The sequence below is a fragment of the Ignicoccus islandicus DSM 13165 genome (assembly GCF_001481685.1).
Classification (GTDB): Archaea; Thermoproteota; Thermoprotei_A; order Sulfolobales; family Ignicoccaceae; genus Ignicoccus; species Ignicoccus islandicus.
The window spans coordinates 653,490-673,700 of record NZ_CP006867.1; the positions used below are offsets into that span (position 1 = coordinate 653,490).

Annotated in this window: 24 protein-coding genes and 2 tRNA genes; 14 read left to right on the forward strand and 12 right to left on the reverse strand. The window is 43.0% G+C overall.

The window, feature by feature from the left end; translation table 11 throughout:
• Positions 1 to 31 precede the first annotated feature (31 nt).
• Complete coding sequence (gene hflX, locus EYM_RS03725) at positions 32 to 1,129, forward strand: GTPase HflX (protein ID WP_083495035.1); 1,098 nt, start codon at positions 32 to 34, stop codon at positions 1,127 to 1,129.
• Between the two features lie 57 nt (positions 1,130 to 1,186).
• Positions 1,187 to 1,372: a hypothetical protein gene (locus EYM_RS03730; RefSeq protein ID WP_075049738.1), complete on the forward strand. Its 186-nt coding sequence runs from the start codon at positions 1,187 to 1,189 to the stop codon at positions 1,370 to 1,372.
• On the opposite strand, the gene EYM_RS03735 is transcribed toward EYM_RS03730, so the two are convergent.
• From EYM_RS03735 to EYM_RS03755, 5 genes are all read right to left on the reverse strand, one after another.
• Positions 1,354 to 1,854 (reverse strand): class I SAM-dependent methyltransferase, encoded by a 501-nt coding sequence (locus tag EYM_RS03735; protein ID WP_075049739.1) that lies wholly within the window; start codon positions 1,852 to 1,854, stop codon positions 1,354 to 1,356. The genes EYM_RS03730 and EYM_RS03735 overlap by 19 nt on opposite strands.
• Before the next feature lie 5 nt (positions 1,855 to 1,859).
• Entirely contained in the window at positions 1,860 to 2,675 is an 816-nt protein-coding gene (locus EYM_RS03740) for an MBL fold metallo-hydrolase (protein ID WP_157058755.1), read from the reverse strand.
• Positions 2,676 to 2,686: 11 nt separating this feature from the next.
• A complete protein-coding gene (locus EYM_RS03745; protein WP_075049741.1) occupies positions 2,687 to 3,340 on the reverse strand; it encodes an endonuclease V in 654 nt (217 codons plus the stop codon).
• Between the two features lie 76 nt (positions 3,341 to 3,416).
• Positions 3,417 to 3,516 (reverse strand) — tRNA-Lys (locus EYM_RS03750).
• Between the two features lie 44 nt (positions 3,517 to 3,560).
• Entirely contained in the window at positions 3,561 to 4,229 is a 669-nt protein-coding gene (locus EYM_RS03755) for an MBL fold metallo-hydrolase (protein WP_075049742.1), read from the reverse strand.
• 93 nt (positions 4,230 to 4,322) lie between these two features.
• Between EYM_RS03755 and EYM_RS03760 the strand changes: the two genes are divergently transcribed.
• The 8 genes from EYM_RS03760 (at position 4,323) to EYM_RS03800 (ending at position 11,044) form a co-directional block, all read left to right on the forward strand.
• Positions 4,323 to 5,612 carry a 3-isopropylmalate dehydratase large subunit gene (locus tag EYM_RS03760; RefSeq protein WP_075049743.1) on the forward strand — a complete coding sequence of 430 codons (1,290 nt, stop codon included), beginning with the start codon at positions 4,323 to 4,325 and terminating at the stop codon, positions 5,610 to 5,612.
• A gap of 438 nt (positions 5,613 to 6,050) precedes the next feature.
• The gene (locus EYM_RS03770; protein ID WP_075049745.1) at positions 6,051 to 6,659 is read left to right on the forward strand and encodes an RNA ligase partner protein; all 609 of its coding nucleotides are present in this window, start codon (positions 6,051 to 6,053) and stop codon (positions 6,657 to 6,659) included.
• A gap of 50 nt (positions 6,660 to 6,709) precedes the next feature.
• Positions 6,710 to 7,759: a type II glyceraldehyde-3-phosphate dehydrogenase gene (locus tag EYM_RS03775; protein WP_075049746.1), complete on the forward strand. Its 1,050-nt coding sequence runs from the start codon at positions 6,710 to 6,712 to the stop codon at positions 7,757 to 7,759.
• Between the two features lie 107 nt (positions 7,760 to 7,866).
• Positions 7,867 to 9,939, forward strand: coding sequence for a ferrous iron transport protein B (gene feoB / locus EYM_RS03780; protein WP_075049747.1), 2,073 nt, complete (start codon positions 7,867 to 7,869; stop codon positions 9,937 to 9,939).
• Positions 9,940 to 10,010: 71 nt separating this feature from the next.
• Positions 10,011 to 10,208: a hypothetical protein gene (locus tag EYM_RS03785; RefSeq protein ID WP_075049748.1), complete on the forward strand. Its 198-nt coding sequence runs from the start codon at positions 10,011 to 10,013 to the stop codon at positions 10,206 to 10,208.
• Positions 10,209 to 10,232: 24 nt separating this feature from the next.
• A complete protein-coding gene (locus tag EYM_RS03790; protein WP_075049749.1) occupies positions 10,233 to 10,577 on the forward strand; it encodes a ribonuclease P protein component 4 in 345 nt (114 codons plus the stop codon).
• Positions 10,549 to 10,830 (forward strand): YhbY family RNA-binding protein, encoded by a 282-nt coding sequence (locus EYM_RS03795; protein WP_075049750.1) that lies wholly within the window; start codon positions 10,549 to 10,551, stop codon positions 10,828 to 10,830. The genes EYM_RS03790 and EYM_RS03795 overlap by 29 nt, the downstream gene beginning before the upstream one ends.
• Positions 10,811 to 11,044 carry a hypothetical protein gene (locus EYM_RS03800; RefSeq protein WP_075049751.1) on the forward strand — a complete coding sequence of 78 codons (234 nt, stop codon included), beginning with the start codon at positions 10,811 to 10,813 and terminating at the stop codon, positions 11,042 to 11,044. Before EYM_RS03795 ends, EYM_RS03800 begins: the two co-directional genes overlap by 20 nt.
• On the opposite strand, the gene EYM_RS03805 is transcribed toward EYM_RS03800, so the two are convergent.
• The 3 genes from EYM_RS03805 to EYM_RS03820 all read right to left on the reverse strand — a co-directional run bounded on the left by EYM_RS03805 (position 11,022) and on the right by EYM_RS03820 (position 12,964).
• A complete protein-coding gene (locus EYM_RS03805; protein WP_083495036.1) occupies positions 11,022 to 12,206 on the reverse strand; it encodes a tRNA (guanine(10)-N(2))-dimethyltransferase in 1,185 nt (394 codons plus the stop codon). The two genes, EYM_RS03800 and EYM_RS03805, sit on opposite strands and share 23 nt — an antisense overlap.
• A gap of 137 nt (positions 12,207 to 12,343) precedes the next feature.
• Positions 12,344 to 12,450: transfer RNA gene (locus EYM_RS03815), tRNA-Arg, on the reverse strand.
• Positions 12,451 to 12,475: 25 nt separating this feature from the next.
• Entirely contained in the window at positions 12,476 to 12,964 is a 489-nt protein-coding gene (locus EYM_RS03820; protein ID WP_075049752.1) for a UPF0179 family protein, read from the reverse strand.
• 61 nt (positions 12,965 to 13,025) lie between these two features.
• On the opposite strand from EYM_RS03820, the gene EYM_RS03825 reads away from it, so the two are divergent.
• Genes EYM_RS03825 through EYM_RS03835 form a run of 3 tightly spaced genes read left to right on the forward strand, consistent with a single transcriptional unit; the run spans position 13,026 to position 16,907 of the window.
• The gene (locus tag EYM_RS03825) at positions 13,026 to 13,862 is read left to right on the forward strand and encodes a ribbon-helix-helix protein, CopG family (protein ID WP_075049753.1); all 837 of its coding nucleotides are present in this window, start codon (positions 13,026 to 13,028) and stop codon (positions 13,860 to 13,862) included.
• Between the two features lie 55 nt (positions 13,863 to 13,917).
• Positions 13,918 to 14,589, forward strand: coding sequence for an ABC transporter ATP-binding protein (locus tag EYM_RS03830; protein ID WP_168050191.1), 672 nt, complete (start codon positions 13,918 to 13,920; stop codon positions 14,587 to 14,589).
• A complete protein-coding gene (locus tag EYM_RS03835) occupies positions 14,580 to 16,907 on the forward strand; it encodes an FtsX-like permease family protein (RefSeq protein ID WP_075049754.1) in 2,328 nt (775 codons plus the stop codon). Before EYM_RS03830 ends, EYM_RS03835 begins: the two co-directional genes overlap by 10 nt.
• Positions 16,908 to 16,912: 5 nt before the next feature.
• On the opposite strand, the gene EYM_RS03840 is transcribed toward EYM_RS03835, so the two are convergent.
• From EYM_RS03840 to EYM_RS03855, 4 genes are all read right to left on the reverse strand, one after another.
• The gene (locus EYM_RS03840) at positions 16,913 to 17,116 is read right to left on the reverse strand and encodes a hypothetical protein (protein WP_075049755.1); all 204 of its coding nucleotides are present in this window, start codon (positions 17,114 to 17,116) and stop codon (positions 16,913 to 16,915) included.
• A 16-nt stretch (positions 17,117 to 17,132) separates the two neighbouring features.
• Positions 17,133 to 17,543, reverse strand: coding sequence for a translation initiation factor IF-2 subunit beta (locus tag EYM_RS03845; protein WP_083495038.1), 411 nt, complete (start codon positions 17,541 to 17,543; stop codon positions 17,133 to 17,135).
• Positions 17,544 to 17,622: 79 nt separating this feature from the next.
• Positions 17,623 to 18,492 carry a transketolase gene (locus EYM_RS03850; RefSeq protein WP_217221095.1) on the reverse strand — a complete coding sequence of 290 codons (870 nt, stop codon included), beginning with the start codon at positions 18,490 to 18,492 and terminating at the stop codon, positions 17,623 to 17,625.
• Between the two features lie 197 nt (positions 18,493 to 18,689).
• On the reverse strand, positions 18,690 to 18,923 hold the full coding sequence (locus tag EYM_RS03855; RefSeq protein WP_075049757.1) for a hypothetical protein: 234 nt from the start codon (positions 18,921 to 18,923) through the stop codon (positions 18,690 to 18,692).
• Positions 18,924 to 19,053: 130 nt separating this feature from the next.
• Here EYM_RS03855 and EYM_RS03860 point away from each other — a divergent pair, with 130 nt between their 5' ends.
• The gene (locus EYM_RS03860; RefSeq protein WP_075049758.1) at positions 19,054 to 20,193 is read left to right on the forward strand and encodes a class I SAM-dependent rRNA methyltransferase; all 1,140 of its coding nucleotides are present in this window, start codon (positions 19,054 to 19,056) and stop codon (positions 20,191 to 20,193) included.
• Positions 20,194 to 20,211: the final 18 nt, after the last annotated feature.

The following is a 20,211-nucleotide window of genomic DNA, read 5'->3' on the forward strand; positions in this document are numbered from 1 at the left end:
GAGCAATTGATACGATTGCGGTTAGGAATAGTTGGATAGGAAAGTGATATTAGTAGCGTGTACTCGGAGCGACAACTTCGAGGAAACCTTAGCGCTCTGTCACACGGCCAACTTAAAAGTGGTAGATGTACTCAATTTCTGTAAGAAGCCGGATCCAGGTTTCTACCTTACTAAAGGTAAGCTAAAGGAACTGAAAGAAATGGTGGAGAAAGACTCCCTCAATGCAATCGTAATCGATACGCAGCTCAAACCAAGCCAATACTACAGGCTTCAGAGGGAATTGGGCGTTGAAGTTATAGATAGGGTTATGTTAATACTGAAAATTTTCGAACTCCATAGTGGAAGCAAAGAAGCTAAGCTCCAGACCGAGCTAGCTCGCCTAAAGTACGAACTTTCTATATCAAAGGAATATATTAGGAGAAAGAAATTAGGCGAACAAGTTCACTTCCTAGGTCCTGGTGAATACGCAGCCGAATATCTCATCAAGGCGTTTCACAGGAAGATAAAGAAAATAGAAAACGAGCTAGAGAAAGTGAAGAAAAGGCGAATGACCCAAAAACTAAGCAGGAGGAGGAGCTTAAGTGCACCCGAAGTGGCCGTAACGGGATATACATGTGCTGGTAAAACTGCTCTAATAAACGCTCTTTCTAAATCTAATTTAATGGAAGGACCTGAGATGTTCACAACAATAACTCCGAAGCACGTCAAAGTAAGGCGCAACGGCTGGGAGGTAGTTCTTATTGATACTGTGGGATTCATCGAAAGCGTCCCACCTCAACTGATTGAGGCGTTCCACGCAACGTTGGCCGAGGTCACCTATTCGGATGCCATTCTCTTAGTAATCGATTCTTCAGAAGAGGAAGGTCGTGTAATCAATAAAACTCTGAGTAGCCTCGAAACGCTGAGTGAAATAGATGCGATCGACAAACCCTTAGTTGTGGCGCTAAACAAAATAGACATAGCACGCGACTGGAAATCCAAGATGGAAGTTCTAGAAGAACTATTGAAAGAATACTACCCTTGGAGCTTCTCTATAGTTCCCGTATCAGCTAGAGCTCAGCTAAACTTGAACTTACTATTAGACGTTCTCAAGGGCGTCGTAACTAAAACGGCATCGAATTCCGTTTGAATGCAAGTTAACTAATTTAAAATCGGTCTATTCTACCCTCTTCAACGGGTTGTGAGGTTGAAGGTGGATGAAATCTTAAAGGAAATATTGGTCTCTCACGGTTCCCCCCTACCTGTAAAGAACGTAATCGAATATATTAAGGCGCGAGAACCTACTATTGATGAGAACGAGATCCAAAAGGCCATAGTGCGATGTCCCGAGATATATCTCTCAAAAGATTTCGTTTACTTGTTGGACGAATGATCGTAGACGCAAATTAAATCAGGGTAAACCTCTATTGCTTGTTCACACCTCAGCCCTATCCCCTTAAGCGAGCTTACGAGCGTACTACGACACGTTCGACGAATTTCCGAGTAAAAAGTCTCCCGACTAGAGAGGTTTTGGAGCACAGTAAAGGAATAGCAAGTATTAAATGAGTTCGAACGGAACGGCAAGCTTCTCGCGTCCGCTCTTATTACGTCTGCTAAGAGCTTCGTCTTCCTCTCTCGAGCCCGTTCCAACATCCCTAAGCTTATATCTATACCAATGTAAAACACGTCTTCTAGTTCCTCCATTAGTAAACCAGTGCCGCAACCTATGTCCAATACCCTTCTTTGAGGTTTCAAAACTTTTAATCCTATTTGGTATTTCCTTCTCTGTTCGTTCCCATATAGTTCGTCGTACCCTCTTGCAATTGCGTCGTAATATATTCTATTTTCAATGGCTTTGTTGAAATCCATTTTCATTGGTCTCACCTTACAGGGAAATATAGTGACCTCATTTCGGAGAAGCTTAATTTAAACCATGAGTCCTCAACGGGGTAATTCTCGTAGAGTTCATCTCGTTTCGCCTCCAGTAATTTCTCCGGAATCGCTAAGACGTCATTGAATGCTTTGACCTTAAACTTTAGGAACTTCCTCCATTCTTTTATTCTGGCTATATGGTGGTCTACGATTGCTCTACCTCCTAGTATGTTTATTAACTTAAAATGACTATCATCGACTTTGATTCTACTTAAGTACAGTGGGGGCCCATCTATTACAACTGTCTTCGCCTCACTCTTTACCAACCAATCGTGAACATCTAATGGTCCTCCTTGGATGTCTGAACTGAAAGCGAACTCACCGTCTATTTCCACTGCAACTACGTACCCGAGCCTTTCCGAATCCCCATGAGGTAGTGGAGGAGAGAACTTGAATATGTGAGAAGATACTTCCATTAAGGAGTTATCGGCTATTTCTATCCTTACGTTTACCCTTTTTTCTTGAAGTTGTTTGAGAAACTTGTAGGCCCTTATCTTCTGACTAACGTTTATGAACCTCTTGTAGTCCTTAATTATTAATATTTTACCATCTAATATCGAGTTATCATATAACCAGCCTGGGTTGTAGTGATCGCGATGATAGTGGGTTATGATTACAACATCGGATCCATCGAGAGCCCTAACTATTCTCTTTGCAGCATTGACGAGTTCTTCCCATTCCAAAGGATGGGGTGGAAGACCGAAACGCCTTGGAGCGAGGGAGGCAGATGGATCGATAACCACGTTGTCATATCTCACGCTCATACTTCTTACTCCTAACGTTTCGGCAGCCAAGGGTTCCCAAACCATGATTTCGCTAACCTCCTACTTACAGTATCGCTTATTCGAATTGGTTCCGGAAGACCGTATTTTAGAAACTTCTTAGTAATCTCAACGGCTGATTTCAAGGAAACGCAATGTCCAATGCTAACGAAGAGTTCCTTTTTATTTTTTCTTAGTGTAACCGCTATTACGTTTCCATTGTCATCAAATAGACACTGACCGAAATCACAATTACCCTCTTTCCCATAGAGCCTCTTTTTCGCAATGCCGATGGTGGGTTTGTCTGCGACCACGCCCACGTGTGAAGCCACGCCGGCACCTCTCGGATGTGCTATACCGTGTCCATCAACCAGAATTACATCAACATCGGCCTTTTTTACTAAGGGATAGTATAGAGGTACTTCGCGAAAAGCCAAGAACGTTGGGATATATGGAATAGGGACATGTGAGTAAGAATACTTAATTTCCAAGAGATCCCTTGTATTGTAGTCTAAGATGCTCAAGACGGCTACTCCGAAAGCTCTGTTACGGCTGTAAGACACATCGAGGCCTCCAACGCTCTTGAGCTTTTCGAAGCAGTCCTCTCTTACAATTCTCTTAGCTATTTCTAGCTGAGCCGACTTAGCTTTACCTACATCGAATTTCAAAGGTTATCGACCTTCTGCGCATCACCATTAAGTAATTTGGAATAATAAGAAGAGATATAGGAGCCCCGAGGCGGGGTGGCGGGCCCGCCGGGATTTGAACCCGGGACTTCCGCGGTGGGCCAAGCCACCTCTACGGGTTAAGAGCCCGCCGCTCTACCAAGCTGAGCTACGGGCCCTCACGCCCCGCGTTTCTCCCGTTTAATGCTTGCTAGATATGGGGTTAAAAAATTTTACACTCCTTATCCTCCAACCATGGTGGTCCTAACTCGATTGACTTCTCTAATACTTGTTTAACCTTCTCCTTACCGTAAAAACATTCGTTATTTACGCACAGAACTTCGGCTTCGTATTGGAGAAGCTTTCGGAGCGACTCTAACCACGCGCGTTCGTCACTTCCCCACTTCTTACACAACGGACCTAAGGCATCACCAGCCAGTAGGGTTCCATTGAAATATACTGAAAGCGATCCTGCCGTGTGGCCGGGAGTAAGGATAACCTCTATCTCACATATGTTCAAATCGCTTGATATTCTCCATCCTACCGGTACTGGCTTAGGTTTAATCCCAATGTAATCCGATGCAGTGTATTTCTCATCACCTCTCTGAATCGCCTCGGCATCTACTTCTCCGGCAGCGATCGAAACTCCATATTTGTGAAAGAGCCAGTCCCCACCGGTTCTGTCAACGTGAGCGTGAGTGTTAACTAAATACTCCACTTCCCAAGGCTTGACGCCATAATAAAGCATGTTTTGAAAAGCCACTTCACCGTATGCCCCTGAATCGACTATTACGTTACACTCGCTCGCCTTTATTAGAAAGGCTTGACCTTCGTTATTCAAGGGAGGACCAGTAAGTAAGTAAACCCCCTCACTTATCCTAATACTTTTCACCTAAGGCCGTTTACGCGAATAAACGTAATGTAGTCGTATGTACAATACTTAATTTACCCTTACAGCGCACAACTCCGAAAGGGTGCGTCCAACGTGCCAAAAACGATAGCTGAGAAAATACTGAGCGCTAAAGCAGGAAAGGATGTTTCCCCGGGCGAGATAGTCGTTGTCGAACTCGACGCAGTCATGGCGCAAGACGGCACTGCCCCTCTAGCGATAAAGGTCATGAATGAGAAATTCGGTGGAGAACGCGTGAAGGATCCTTCTAAAGTAGTTCTGGTAATTGATCACACTGCCCCCAGCAACAATCCTGGTACCTCGGAGCTTCATATTCTCATGAGGAAATTCGCTCGAAGACACGGTTGTAGACTATTTGACGTAGGGAATGGTATTTGTCATCAACTCATGGTCGAATACGGATATGCGTATCCAGGGGCAGTAGTCGTAGGAGCCGATTCTCATACAGTAACTTATGGTGCATTGGGGGCCTTTTCAACGGGAGTGGGTTCGACCGACGCAGCAATAGCTATGATGACAGGAAAGCTATGGTTCAAGGTTCCCGAAGCCCTAAAGTTTAACTTAACTGGGAAGTTCAAAGAGGCAGTAATGAGTAAAGACTTGATTCTCACTATTATTGGAGAACTAGGTGAGGACGGTGCGACCTATATGAGTGCTGAGTTCGTTGGTGATGGATTAAAGGATATGAGAATTGACTCGAGACTTACCGTAAGCAATATGGTAGTTGAAATGGGAGCCAAAGTTGGATTAATGCCAGCAGATGAAGAGGTAATGAGGTTCGTAGAAGGTAGAGCCAGAGGGACTCCAAAACCGGAGCTCACGTATCCCGATAAGGGAGCTCACTATAAGGACGAATTTGAAATGGAATTAGAGAAGATAGAGCCTATGATAGCTAAACCATACTCTCCTGCAAACGTGGTAGCAGTGGATGAACTCGAAGGCATGGAGATAGATCAAGTATTCATTGGAAGTTGCACTAATGGTAGATTGGAGGACTTGGCGGTTGCTGCTAAGATATTGAAAGGAAAGAAGGTTGCCGATGGAACTCGATGTATAGCTATCGCAGCCTCTAGGAACGTATACACGGAAGCTCTCAAGAAAGGGTACGTAGAGACCTTAACGGAAGCGGGATGTTTAGTTACTTTTGGAACTTGCGGACCGTGCGTTGGTGCACACTACGGCGTTCTGGGACCCGGCGAGGTTGCTCTATTCACAACAAACAGAAACTTCAGAGGTAGGAGTGGACATAGAGATAGCAAAGTTTACCTAGTTAGCCCAGCAACGGCAGCAGCTAGTGCGATCGAGGGCAAGGTTGTTAACCCAAGAAAGTACCTAAACCAGAGGATCAGGGACATCGAAATATGAACGAAGTACCTAGTTTAAGGTTATGTGGTATCGGATGGTTCAAGTTACATGTAAACAACCTTATCACAAACAGAGACTTAATAGTTAGATGGGATGGGAAGATACTAAGAAGAAACTCCAAACCATCTAAGCAATACTCTCATATATACTTCCACACACCTCTCTCGTTAGAAGAGTTCTTACAATATGAACCATTCCTGTCTACATGCGAACAGATAATAATCGGTAGTGGTTATAATGGTAGAATGAAAGTAATGGATGGAGTCATTCGGTATCTCCAAGAGAAAGGAAGAGAACTTGTAATTAGTGAAACACCTCAAGCAATCACATATTTCGTTAAGCAAGTAAATCTCAATAGGAAATCGTGTTTAATAGTGCACCTCACATGTTGATTATGCTCATAAGCGACCAAACGTTTGATGAAAGGGTTTAAGGGAATTGTTGAAGTTCGTTATTGATACAAGTGCTTTAACTGATCCGAGACTACGCGAGCGTTTTAAATCAAAAGAGCTATGGGAATGTATAGAGAAATCGCTCGAACTCATGGCCTTGGCTAAGGTTAGGCTAGGATTCAGTTACTACGCAACCCCATCTATATTGAAGGAAATTGTGGGGTTTCTAGAGAGGAGTTCCTCACCGCCATCAGTAATCTCAAAGCTCAACGTCTGGATATCCCCCCTCTCTCCATCCCTTGATGAAATAAAGATACCAGCGTCGTTATTCGTAGAGTACGTAAAGGAAGTTAGGAGGCGATTCGATAAAGGCTTGCGAGTGGCCGAAGAGAGTACCCGAAGAGCACATTCTGGTGGCGACATAGGGGATCACATTAGAACGTTACGTGAAAAGTATAGAGAAAGTACGAGGAAGGGTATAGTAGATTCTCCTTCAGATATTGAGGCTATATTATTGGCATACCAGTTGAATGCGGTGCTTGTGAGTAACGATGAAGGACTATGCGAATTAGCTAGGAGACTGGGCGTCAGTTGCATTGACCCAATAACGTTTTTCGACACCATAGAGGAATATTTGAGGCTCGCAAAGAGCTGAGGAAAAGAATTTGTAAAGAAGAACGTGTATTTAATTTAGGAGAAGTTCTCATGACCGTTAAAGTCGCAATAAATGGATTTGGAACTATAGGTAAGAGGGTCGCTGAGGCCGTTCTTAAGCAAGACGATATGGAATTAGTTGGCGTCACTAAAACTCGACCGGATTACTTGGCCAAAGCAGCTTCTCTCAGGGGTTTATTATACGTACCTGAGGAAAAACTCCAAGACTTCGAGAAAAGTGGAATAGAAGTGGCCGGAACGCTCGACGAACTTTTACGGAAAGTCGATGTTGTCGTGGACGCTACCCCGGGCGGCATAGGTAAGGAGTACAAGAAAGTTTACGAGAAGTACGGCGTTAAGGCGATATTTCAAGGAGGCGAGAAACACGAAGTTGCTGGCTTCAGTTTCTCGACTCTATGTAACTATGAGGAAGCTCACGGTAAGCAGTACGCTAGAGTAGTCTCATGCAACACAACGGGATTACTGAGAGTTCTCTGTACATTACACAAGGAAATAGGCATTGAGAAAGTAAGGGCCACAATCGTAAGGAGAGGCGCAGATCCCCATGAAACAAAAAGAGGGCCCATCAACGCAATTGTTCCGAATCCGGTAACTCTACCTAGCCATCACGGCATCGATGTTCGAACAGTACTTGACATAGACATTGCAACAACAGCAGTGGTAGTTCCAACTACTATCATGCACCTACACGTACTAAATATAGTTCTAAAAGAGAACGTAAGTAAAGAGAAGATATTAGAGGCTCTCGAGGCAGCACCTAGGATCCTAGTAATACCGAGCGAGTTTAGCGGCATTAAAGATACGGCCAAAATAATTGAAATGGCACGCGACATGGGCAGGAAGAGATACGATCTCAACGAACTCGCCGTATTTGAGGAAAGTATTTCCGTGAACGGAAAGGAACTCTTCTTAATGCAAGCCGTTCATCAAGAAAGCATTGTTGTACCAGAAAACATTGACGCGATCCGTGCGCTCGCCACTAACGTATCGAAAGAAGAGAGCATAAGGAAAACAGATAGTACCCTCGGTCTAGTTAAGACGTTCGATGACGTATTAAAGGTAATATCGCGATTCGAATAACATTACATCTTTTCATTACATTTTTCCATTTGTCTAATTATTAGAAAGGTGTGTTAATGAGTGCTAAGACTTATTTTTTCAATTAGGTATTCCTAACGGGGCTTCGAATGACGTGTAGTTTAAAAATTCCAATAGCGGGACAGCCCAACGTAGGAAAATCGACTTTTATTAATGCAGTCCTTGGAGAGTATGTTACAGAGATAGCCAATTGGCCGGGAGCAACCGTTGAGGTAAAGGTAATTGAAGCAAAAGTAGGCAATCGTGAGGTGTGCTTAATAGACCTACCCGGTGCATATTCTCTTAGTGGTGGTAGTGAAGAAGAGCGTGTGACAGCGAAATTCTTACTTGAAGAAGATTTCGACAACGTGATTCTACTAGGTGACGCAACGGCTCCACACAGAACCTTCTATCTTATAGTCCAAGTACTCGAGTTATTGGGAATAGGTGTAATAGCCCTAAATAAGTACGATAGAGCACTAAAAGCTGGTATTCACATCAATAGTGAGGCCTTAAGTAAGAGGTTAGGCAAACCAGTCTTTCTGATATCAGCTGTAACGAGAGAAGGCGTTCACGAGGTAATCGAAAAGGCTCTCGAAAAGCAATCGCCGAAGTATTTAGACATAGATTACGGAGACTTGGAATACTATGTCGTACAAATCTCAAAGATGATCTCGAGACTAAACCTAAAAGGCAATCCGAGGTGGTATGCAGCCGAGTTCTTATTAGGCAATCAATTAGTAGACGAAATTATCAAGAACAAGGACGCTGAAATCTATGAGAAAGCTAAAGAAATGAGGGAAATGGCTGCAAAGGAACTCGGTGACCTCTATAAGATCGTTATCGATAGCAGAATTAATTTCATCGAGAAATTGTTTGAAGGTCTTATTCATAGAGAAAAGGTAGCTGACAAGGAGAGTAGTACGATAGCGATGCTATTGGATAACGTGTTCATGCACCCAATAGGAGGTTTCATAGCATCGATTCTAATACTATTTGGCATCTTTACAATAGCGTTCACAATTAATACCGGTTATCCATTAAATGTTATATTCGAGAACTTAGGCCAAGAATCAATCGCAGAAGCCTTAGAAAACTACAGCCTCTCCGGCATACTATCTTCGATATTTGATTCTATGACAGAGATAGCGAACTCGTCGTTACCACAGCCAATAGGATCTCTCATAGGTGATGGCGTAATTGCTGGAGTTGGTGCCGTACTTACCTTCTTCCCACTGATCTTCACAGTCTACCTACTGCTCGCCTTACTGGAAGATTCCGGTCTCGCTACTAGGATAGCGGTTGCTATGGATACAATCTTCAGAGCCGTTGGTTTAAACGGAAAGGCAGTATTCCCATCTATAGTTAGTTTAGGTTGTAACGTACCGGGCGTTATGGCAACTAGAGTGCTTAGAGAGAGGGAATCCAGGATAGCAATGGCTCTAAGCTTGCCGTTCCTGCCCTGTCAAGCCAGGTTGGTCGTTCTATTAGCACTCGCTTCAGTACTACCGGCGCCACTCAACTCCGCCTCGCTTGTCCTTACGTACATACTGTCAATTGCAACGTTCCTATTGGTAACATTTGTCATGATGAGAATAGTGTTCAAGAAATCAGAGGAACCGTTGCTGCTTGAGTTACCGCCCTATCACGTCCCGAAGCTGAGAGTCGTTACGTGGATGGCTTGGGACAACGCAAAACACTTCCTAAGGAAGGCCGGAACAGTTATACTTTTCTTCTCAATAGTCTTATGGTTCCTGTTACACGTAAGTCCATCGGGTGCCTATGTTGAAGAAGAGACGGAAAGTATTGCGGCGTATCTAGGGAAACTATTTGAAGTAGTTCCAATGGTCGTGCTAGAGACAAGTAAGGAAACTTCATGGATCTTGTCGTTTGCTATGATAGTAGGCTCAATAGCGAAAGAGGTAATACTTGAAACGTTAGCAATACTCACCGGCACTTCGTCCGTCGATCAAATGGTAGTTAAACTTCATTTGAATCAAGCTCAAGTGTTAGGTCTGATGGTTGCAGTGGCTCTAAGTATACCGTGTGTAGCAACGATAGCAGTAATTTACTCAGAGACTGGAAGCTGGAAATGGACGTTGGCTTCGATACTTCTTTCCACGATAGTTTCCGCAATAGAGGCATCTATAGTATACAGAATCTTCTCTGTAATACTCGGGTGATTTCTAAGTACATCTATGTACCCACTTTGAACTACTTTTTACATCTATTAGAAGAAGGGTGGACCTAGAGTATGAACGTCTCGACATCTAGGGATAACGATTTCGATTACCACTTCCTTACTTACATGCTTACTAAGATAGATCAATGGAAGAGAGACGTTATGGAGGTATGTAATGTTTTCGAAATAGGCGAGGAGGAAAAGAGAAAGGCCTTAAGCGATCTCGATAGGCTAGAAGAGGAAATACTTGATATACTTATTTTTCACTAAACCTACCCCTTGGAAGCGAGAGGAATGAAGAAAGACTCAAGGAAGTTACAACGCCAGGTGGCTAGGGAAGCATTTTTCGAACTTATTGAAATTTCCAGAAAAGAGGTAAGGAGTGGAAACTGGGAAAGGGCCTCTCAGTTAGGTGAACTGGCTTTCAAAGTGGCTCGGAAGGGAAAAGTAAGAGTACCTATTGAGACTAAGAGAGCCTTCTGTAGGAGGTGCCACATACCTCTCATTCCAGGTATTACAGCACGCATTAGATTGAGACGCAAAGGGAGGTTAACGATCGTCCTCTCATGTTTAAATTGTGGATACGTACGTAGATATCCGGTAACGGAAGTTGAGAGTAAGGGATCTCCATCAGAGTAAGCCTACTGTTTATATAGGAAAAAATGGAGTAACTGAAAGCGTTATTGCTGAAATAAAGAGACAGCTTAACGACAAAGGATACGTAAAAGTTAAGGTTCAGAAAAACATTATTAGATATCAAGGAGTTGACAGGAAAGACGTTGCTTACCAAGTTGCTGAAATGGTAGGGGCTAAACTTTTAGAGATACGAGGGAGAACGTTCATTTTACTGAAAGATAATGAGGGAAGATATAGTGGTAGAAGTTTGTCATAAGGGATGTAAGGACGTTTGTGAAAGTGGGGACTGCGAAATTAAAATTAACTTAGGCAGTAACGTTAGTATGAGAGAGATGGCTTCACTAATAATAGAGATACTGGGTGCCGAGGAAATAAGAGTTGTTAATAGACCGCGCGGTAGGTTACTAAATGCTCTAATTGAAGTAGCAGATTGGTTTGGGATCAAAATTACCTGGGAGAAAGATCTCTAACGATGTTCATTACGACGTCGAGCGGTGCGTTCGTCTTTACGTTCCTATAATCATAGTGTGTAATTACTGCACGATATCCTAGCTCTTTAAGTCTTTCAACGACCAGCTTAGGTTTGGGCATATGTGTTTTTAGGGAACTGCAGATGCTTTCTATACTATATGAATAGGGCACCCCGATGGAATCCTCTTCAAGGATTCTTAATAAGAACTTCTTTATTTCCTCGTTTTTAACTATCTCCAGTTTATCCTTAAAGAATTTCTCGTCAGTAAGGTTACCTAACCAAATTGGTCCTATGAGCTTCCTTGGGTTGCTTACCGCGTCCTCTGGTAAGGGGTAACCTTTTATGGGGATTACTTCTAAACCATTAATGTAGAGATATCCTAGGTTCTTTAACGTCTCATCTACCCTTCCAGCCCCCCTCTCTGCTTTAAAGGTAACTCGTACGTAATAATCCTTGAAAAAGGAGAACAAAGGCCTTAAAGCTACTTCCCTGATCGCGGCTAATCTTATAGCTGCGGAAATCAACGTCCTTATCGCAACTTCTTTCGAAAAAGGTGTTCTTACGATCTTTACTGAATACCTCCTAAGGGCCGTATTAGGACGAGCTCCGCTTAAGGCGGCGGTATCGGTTGCTGTTAAGGCAATTAAACCATTTCTCTTGACGCTCCTCACGGCACCGTCTAGAAATGGTATAGGGGAACCGAATGGGTCTATGTCAACGATATCGTAATAAGTTTCCCTAATTTTCTTCGAATGAAGGACAACATGGGCGTCTTCTTGTATAGCTCTGATCTTTTTGTCAACGCTATTAAGCTTTGCATTTACGTTAAGTAAACGAATAGCTAAGGGATTTAAGTCAGCTGCTAGAACGAAGTCGGCATTCGCTTCCTTAGCGTATCTAACGCTTCTTACGCCACTTCCAGCTAGGGGTTCTAGGACCGTCAGAGAGTTATTAGAAGCTCTATATATTCTGGCGATTTCGATTGCAGTATCTCTATTGAATTTCGCTTTGGGATTATAGAAGACGGGGGCATGTGCCGGTTCGTAAATACCATCGCTCCTCACGTAAAAACTCATGGATGGTACGACTACTTTTACTTCCCCTTCGTCAATTAAATCTACGGGAAATCCCAATTCCTTCTCTATCTGAGTTAAGTCCAATTCTTACAACCTGGAGGATACATCGGAGAAATGTTAAAGGGTGTGTGGTAGCCGGGCGGGGATTCGAACCCCGGTCACGGGGGTTCCCCCCACCTTCCCGGCTCGCGACCCCCTCCCCTTAGGAGCCCTCCGCCTAGTGGCGGGCCCGCGGGGATTTGAACCCCGGACCACCGGCTTTCTTCCCGACGAAACCCCGCATGACGGATAGGAGGCCGGCGCTCTGTCCTAGCTGAGCTACGGGCCCTCGTGAAATCCACTCCAAATCCAATCTAAAAAGTTTTCTTTCTTCTTTCGCTCTTTAATCTCGTGTTAACCCTCTGGGGAATCCCTATTACTTTATAAAGGGTGTAGCCCTTGGGACACTCGACTTTCTCTATTACTTCATTAATTCTTACTTTAACCCTCCTACCTAGTTTGTGCTTACGTCCCGTGCACTCCTCCCATAGAGGACACTTCTTGTTATCGCAATAGATGGGCGTATATTCTACTATGCTACCCTCAAGGGCTAACTTCGCTGGTACAATTAAAGGCACGCCCAGCTCTTCTACTTCAGCTACTACTACTTTCCCGTGTATCTTACATGGGTGTTCTATGACACCTAATTTAGCCTTTACCTCGTAGAGCCACCCTCTTTTTAATACGGAACATTTTTCCTTAAGCCAACAAGATTCACACGAGGGTAAGATTCCGGTAGCTATGAATCTATCGCCTTCCTTAAAGTGGGTCGGTATTGGTACAACCAGCTTCTTACCAGCCATTCGTAATCACCTTAATTTATTGTCAGCCTATAATATGAAATCTAATAGGGTTGAAGTATTAATGACGCGATATGTACTAATCAAGTTACCAGAGGAGCTATATGAAGAGTTAGAGAAACGAGCAAGAGAGGAGGGATATACTCTCGTTAGCGACTTCGTTAGAGATATAATAAACAGGGAATTGGGTAAGACGCCCTTCAACCCGAGGAAGCTTGAGCAGAGGATAGAGAGAATAGAGAATGGCGATTTACCTCCTAGGCTTCAAGACGCTATATGGAGGCTCATAGAGGAGGCCCTCTCTGCTAAGTTAGCTTCTCAACTACCTCTAGATGAGGTCTCTTCGGTAGAATCACTCGAGAAACTGAACAAGAAGATTGAACGAGAGATACAGAAGCTACTGATTCCTTGGACTGAGAAAATAGACGATCTAGCTAAGAGAATAGCACAGCTTACAGAGGAGCTCGAAGAGATAAAAGAGAAAGTCAATACTGAGAAGACTAAAGAGGAGGAAGAGGTAAGCGAAAGAAAACAGAGACGGATGGATGAGCATAAGGAGAGACGGAGATTTACTGCGTTAGATAGACTCAAAGCCCAAGGAATAATTTTCGAGAGCGACTTAAGAACGATAAAGTTCAAAGATTCCTTCTTTGAGAAATTGAGGAAAGGGGGTGCCAAGATACTAACTACGAGTCGCTATGGTAGAATAGCTGTTCATCCGGATGTGTGGGAGAAATTCTTGGAGGTACTTAATGAGAGCACGAGTGGCGACGACGCTGAAGTGTTAGAGAAGTTAGACTCGGAAGCCCTTAAGATGTTATTCAGCGCTTTACGGGAAGACGGTCTGCTAATATTCGATAGAAGTCTGGGAAGGTGGGTATTGGAGGAAAGTGTTGAATGACTTCCCTCAAGTTTCATAAATAGTCTATATGCCTATCCGTCCGGTTCTAGGGGAATTGGCGAGTTGCATACGGACGGTTAATATTACTAAGAGTTACGTAATTAATGGCAAGAAAGTAAAGGTCTTAAAAGAAACGAACCTAGAGGTCGAATGCGGGCAACTGGTTTCAATTGTTGGACCTTCAGGAGCAGGGAAATCTACTCTACTAAATATTCTCTCTACGATAGATTCACCTAGTAAGGGGCGCGTAGAGCACCTAGGTGTGACCGTTTATCCCAGAGGCGAGGATTGGAGAGCTAAGTGGAGAAGAGATCACGTAGGCGTAGTTCTCCAATTCATTTTCTTGGTTCCTACCCTAACGGCTTACGAAAACGTCCTCCTAGCCCTCGAACTATCTAAAAAGTTCAAAGATAGAGTTAGGAGAGCTTTAAAAATTCTCGAAACAGTCGGCCTCATCGACAAAGCTGATAGATATCCAAGTGAGTTGTCTGGGGGAGAACAACAACGGGTGGCCTTGGCAAGGGCGATAGCCAACGATCCGGAAATCATAATTGCTGACGAACCACTTTCGAATTTAGATAGGCAGAATAGAATAATGCTTTCCAAGCTCCTCCGAAAATTGGCTGACGAAGGTAAAGCGGTAGTTGTAACGACGCACGAAGACGAGCTAGTTCGCGTATCTGACATCGTATGCGAAATGAAGAGAGGTGAACTAAATTGTCCCTAATAACTAAGTCAGCCCTAAGGTCGTCTGTCAAGAGTAAACTCGAGTTCTTATCTATAGTCTTCATGATAGCGGTTTCTATATCGTTGTACGTAGCTTCTCAGATGACGTATGAAAGCGTAGTAGATCTATTTAGGAACTACGTTCGTACTACTTATGGAGATATACTTGTAGTCGGATACGTCCCCTCTATTGTTGATGAAATAGTAAAGGAATCGAAATTCGTAAGGGACTTCACGGGTTTCGTAGTAGTTCCAGCGTACGCTACCGATTCACAAGGTATCGAAAGACCCGTTCTCTTAGGCTATACTGAGGCAGCCTACAGGAACGACACCCTCCTGGGAGGTTTCAAGGCGATTAAGCTTAAGGAAGGCCAAGCCCTCCTTCTAAGAGAAGGGTCTGATGGTCTAAGTATAGGGATGAAATTAACGGCATATCCCACAATATCTATTAATGAAGAATCTATATTTAATTTAACAATAGTAGGCTACGTTGAGGGTGGGCTACCTCTTCCAGCCGGACCAGTTCTATTCCTTTCAAAAAGCGATGGCAAGAAGTTATTGGAAGTTGTTGGTGGATACACTGTATACTCTGTGGTCCGTAAAGACGGTATTTCGGATAATGAAGTGCTTACGGAACTCATTGAAATAATTAAAAACGCTGGCGGATACGTAGGTTTCGTTTTCGATACTAATAAGGATTTGAAGTTCTATCCAGGTCAAGGAGTCTTAAATGAGACAGTTATAGGGTTGAAATTCATATCTTTAACCTCATGGATTGTCGTAACCATAGTACTCGTAATATTTTCAATAATGTATATTGAGAAAAACGTAAAGGAGGTAGCTACTTTACGTTCAATAGGGGGTGCTGCAACCGAACTAAGTAAGTACATTATAGCCTTATGGGGATCCCGTTTACTTAGCGGTCTCATTTTGGGCATCTTAATTAGTTACCTTTTAACCAAGGTAATAATTGCGAGTGCCCTTTCGCATCCGCGACTTCAACCATTTCAAGATTTCGTTAAGGTGAGGCTTCCTCCAATGACCATTGTTGAAACGATTATCTTAAGCCTTACGACCCTACTCTTAATATGGATATCTTCACTAGTTGCAGTATATAAAATGAGATTAATCGACGCCCTTACTTTCTACGGAATAAAGCTAAGAATAAAGGGAGAGAGTAGACTACCTTTCTTTATGATAGTAGGGCTCTCAGAAATTAGAACGTTACCATGGAGGAACATTGCTGCAATTATATTATTGTCGTTAGGTATAGCATTAATCTCGCTTCCCTTTACATTATCATCAAGCCTACTTTCGTTCAACGAAAGTAAATCGTTCGATGTAAAGGTTATAATGATGATAATTCCAAAGATAAGTCCCTCTTTAAGTTACTTTCTCTCCAACGCTGATTGGAGTAAGGCGAACGAGGTTAGCATATGGGTTGAATCGCTTTATGGATCAGTTAACATCAAGGCGCAATTAATTGAAGGTAATAAAAAGGTGCCTATTTACGCGACGTCGTGTCTACTTCCGTTTAAAGGTAAATGCATAGATTTCATTAGTATAGTAAAGGGTCGAATGTTAAAGTATCCAAACGAAACGATAGTCAGCACACTTTTCTCATATAGATATAATGTACGAGTAGGCGACGAAATAGCAGTAAGTCTAACAACGAAGGGCACGAAGGAGAGGGTCATTTCGCTTAAGGTAGTTGGAATTTACAATAGCAAGGAATTTCCTCCGACAATAATTTTACATCCAGCGTTGCTCCCACCAATCGATTCGTTCAGTGTGTTTACTATTTTGATAAAAACGAAATACCCTGAAGAGTTGTCTAACTATATTAGGAGTTTCTTGGTTTCAAATGCGTATGCAGCTGTATCCATGACATGGGATGAATACGAAAGGGAAATGATGAGGGACTTGACGTTCGTTGCAGACTCAATTAAAACGACTGTCCTAAGTTCTTATATAATAACAACCCTAGCTGTCGCGACTTTCGCTATTAGCGATTTGAGTGTTAGGAGGAAAATATGGATGTTATTAAAGTCGCTCGGAATGACCTCGGTTGATTTGAGTCTGGCCTTCTTGTTCAGGTGGGCGGTCATTGGAGCGCTCAGCATACCTATTTCGTATATCTTGCTAACGAAATGGACCACAGATGGTGTGGAAATGCTATCTCAAGTATATTTCATTGATAAGATGAAAATCGATTGTTCGTTTATCATTGTAGGCATGTTAGCCCCGTTAGCTATATTCGTCGTGTCTTTAGCATACTTTAAGAAATATAGATCGGTAGAAGAGCTAAGAAACGCTTAATGTAATTAACTCTTAATCTCCGTTGCAATGAGTTCGAGGTTTCCATCTTTCTTCTTTATCAAAACCATTGCATCATCTATTCTGTATCCGCAATTCTTACACTTGTATGAATACATTACCTTTATTGAGTCTCTTGAAATAGTCGATTCAATGTTTAACGTCATTGGGATTTTACATCTCGGGCAAAGCAAGACGTTAATTGAATTCATGGCTCGATCACCGAAGTTATAGAGGCGGTACGGGGGTTTCAGCACCGCAAACGTGACACTTTAATATCCAAACCCTTCTGTCCAGTCTTATTAATTCTGTATCGGGGCCCTTACAAGTTGGGCAGATTACGTACTGATCAACGAACTTCTGGAGGAGCTTAGATAGTATCCTAGACGAGAACCTTCCGGTTAATATCAGCTCGCCTTTCTCTCCGATATGGACTGGGATAGCTAATTCCTTTGCGAACCATTTACTAACAATTTTAGGGTCTCTATGTATAACATCACATATTTGGCTGAAGTTCTGGATTATGGTTTTATCACCTATAATTAGGACCTTCGGTTCGGGAACTTGGAACCTTCCCTTGTACTCAGCCTTACCGGGTAATTGGCTATAAGCGCGTTCTAAGAGCTTCTCGTAACCCATTTCTCTAATCGTTATATCTCATCACCCATATTGAAGGAGTATCGTGAAACGTATATTAAGTAATAGCTATAAGCGTTGCTCATTCCCTCCAATTCTCGAGCAGTTTTCTGGCCTCTTCGGGAGGTATCCTCTGCTGCTTCGTATCTTCTATTAATGGAATACCCTTGCCTCTTACAGTTTTAGCAAGTATTACTACAGGTCGCTTCAATTTCTTAGCACTCTCTTTAGCTTCCTGAATTGATTCAATTATTAGATTAGGATCGTGACCGTCGTCGAGTACTATCACATGCCATCCGAACGACCTCCACTTACCTTGGAGATCACCTTTTCTTTTAACTTCTTCAGTAGCACCATCTAGTTGGAATCTGTTCCAATCTACTATGGCGATTAAGTTGTCTAAGTTTTGTGAGGCTGCGGTAGAAGCTGCCTCCCAAACCTCGCCTTCGTCCAGTTCGCCGTCTCCTAGAATCACGTAAACCCACCTATCCGAGTTCAACATTTTCAGCCCCTTCGCTACGCCTACTGCGAAGCTGAAGCCTTGCGCTAAGCTACCTGTGGGCGCATCGACACACGCTAAGGTATCGTCCGGATGACCTTGGAGGGGACTAGCTATGTCCCTAATTGTACTAATCCAATTCTCCGGAATGATCCCAAACGCAGCTAATACAGCGTAAAACGCTGGTACAGCGTGACCCTTACTCAAGATCAACCAATTGTGTTTAGTAGGTTCCTCGTCGCATTTCCTATCTCTCATTTCTAGGTACCATATAGAACCAAGTATATCTAACACTGAAAGACTCGAACCTGCGTGAACAGTTTTTTCGATGCTCGCCATTTCTAGAACATACTTTCTCGCTCGTTTTAGTATTGCTTCGAGCTTTTCCATGTTTATACTTTCTTGTTTCGCGCCCTTAGTTTCAAGTTCCGTTTTCTGAATCCTTGAGCGCAACATTTGAACCCTGTGGGATGACAGTGGGCCAGATTAAATACGTTGATATTTTACATACGATTTAGGAGATTACAGTTGATCCTCTATCTCTACTATTTCCCTAGATCCCTAGAATTTAAAATCTTTGAGAAATAATACTTTGGGAGGATAGGATTTAGTATTAAAAAAAGCGTTCTTTTTCGAAAGTTCTAAGCGATTTAAGCCTTTATGCTGACTTCGGTTAGAGTTGGCTGGCTGGGATCGATCGAAGCACTGGCGCTTAGGCTGGGGAAGTTAGCGTTTGCTAAGGGACCTAGGTCGACGCCTAGACCCTTAACTACGTTTAGTAGGGTACCGACGAAGCCTAGTAGTAGTACTACAGCAGCGACTATTAGGAAGACAGTACCTAGGATGTCTGCTAGAGCACCTACCTTCAACAAGTTCTTCCTCATCACCACTTCACCTCTCTCACTTTAACCTAGTTATTGTTAGACTAATAAAGTTTCCTATGAAGTAATACATTCCGCACTCCTTTAACTAACGTACATAACAGATCGCACGTAGTATAGGTGGACAGGTAAGTTGGTAGTTAAAATAGAAGTGTTTGGAGAAGGACTTAATCAACTTATTAATGGTAACTTGATCATCTTCAAGAGATGGATTCGGAGTAGGAAGCCAGTTAAGATAGGGGACATGGTCGAATTAATAGATGAAGAAGAGAACCCAGTGGCATGTGGTATCTGGGACAAAATAGGTGCCCGAATATTGAACTTCAATGAATGTCCAAACAGCCTAGATGATCTCATATTTGAGAAATTTGAATTTTCCAAGAAATCTCGGGAGCGAATGGGGTACGAAAACGTATATAGATTAATACACGGGGATGGAGACCTATTCCCTGGTTTGATCGTGGACGTTTACGGACCGTTAGCCGTTATTCAATCTTCTAGTATGGCCATAGATACCATAATCCCGATAATTGTTAAAGAGTTAGTGAAAGTTACTGGAGTAGATACAGTAGCGGAAAAAAGCGTTCAGAGGGTTAGATCTAAGTCCAATCTTCCACCCCGAGAGAAGATTCACTTAGGTAGTAGAAAGGAAGTTATAGTAGAAGTAGATATAGAGGGAATAAAGTATTACGTTAGCCTAAAGTCTAGGAAGACGGGCTTGTATTTAGATCAACGTGAAAATAGGGTATATACTAGGCGGTTCGCACGAGGAAGCAGCTTCCTCGATCTTTTCTCTTATACTGGAGGATTTGGCTTAAACGCTCTTCATGAGGGAGCGAGGCACGTAACGTTCGTTGATAAGGACACCGAAGCCTTGTCTGCCCTCAAGAAGAACCTCAAGTTGAATAACATCGATGATTCGCGCGTAAGGATAGTTAAGGAGGACGCTTTCAAGTTTCTCAGAAGGAGCGTCAAACGCGATCTGAACTATGAGGTAACTTCAGTCGATCCACCCGCGTTAATGGACGATTACAAAGATGGGTTGCAGAGATACAAAGAGGTTTACGTACTTTCGTCCCAACTCTCGAAAGACATTTCAGTACTTTCATCATGTTCACGAAGCATGAAACTACCTCTTTTCATTTCAACGGTCTATGACAGCGTTAGGGAACCATATAGTCTTCTAGAAGTAAGGGGTTCGGCCCCCGATCACCCAATAAGAAGGGGATTGGAAGATTACCTTAAGGTGGCCTACGTATCGTACGAGGGGTAAGGCGCGTGGGTTCGAGCT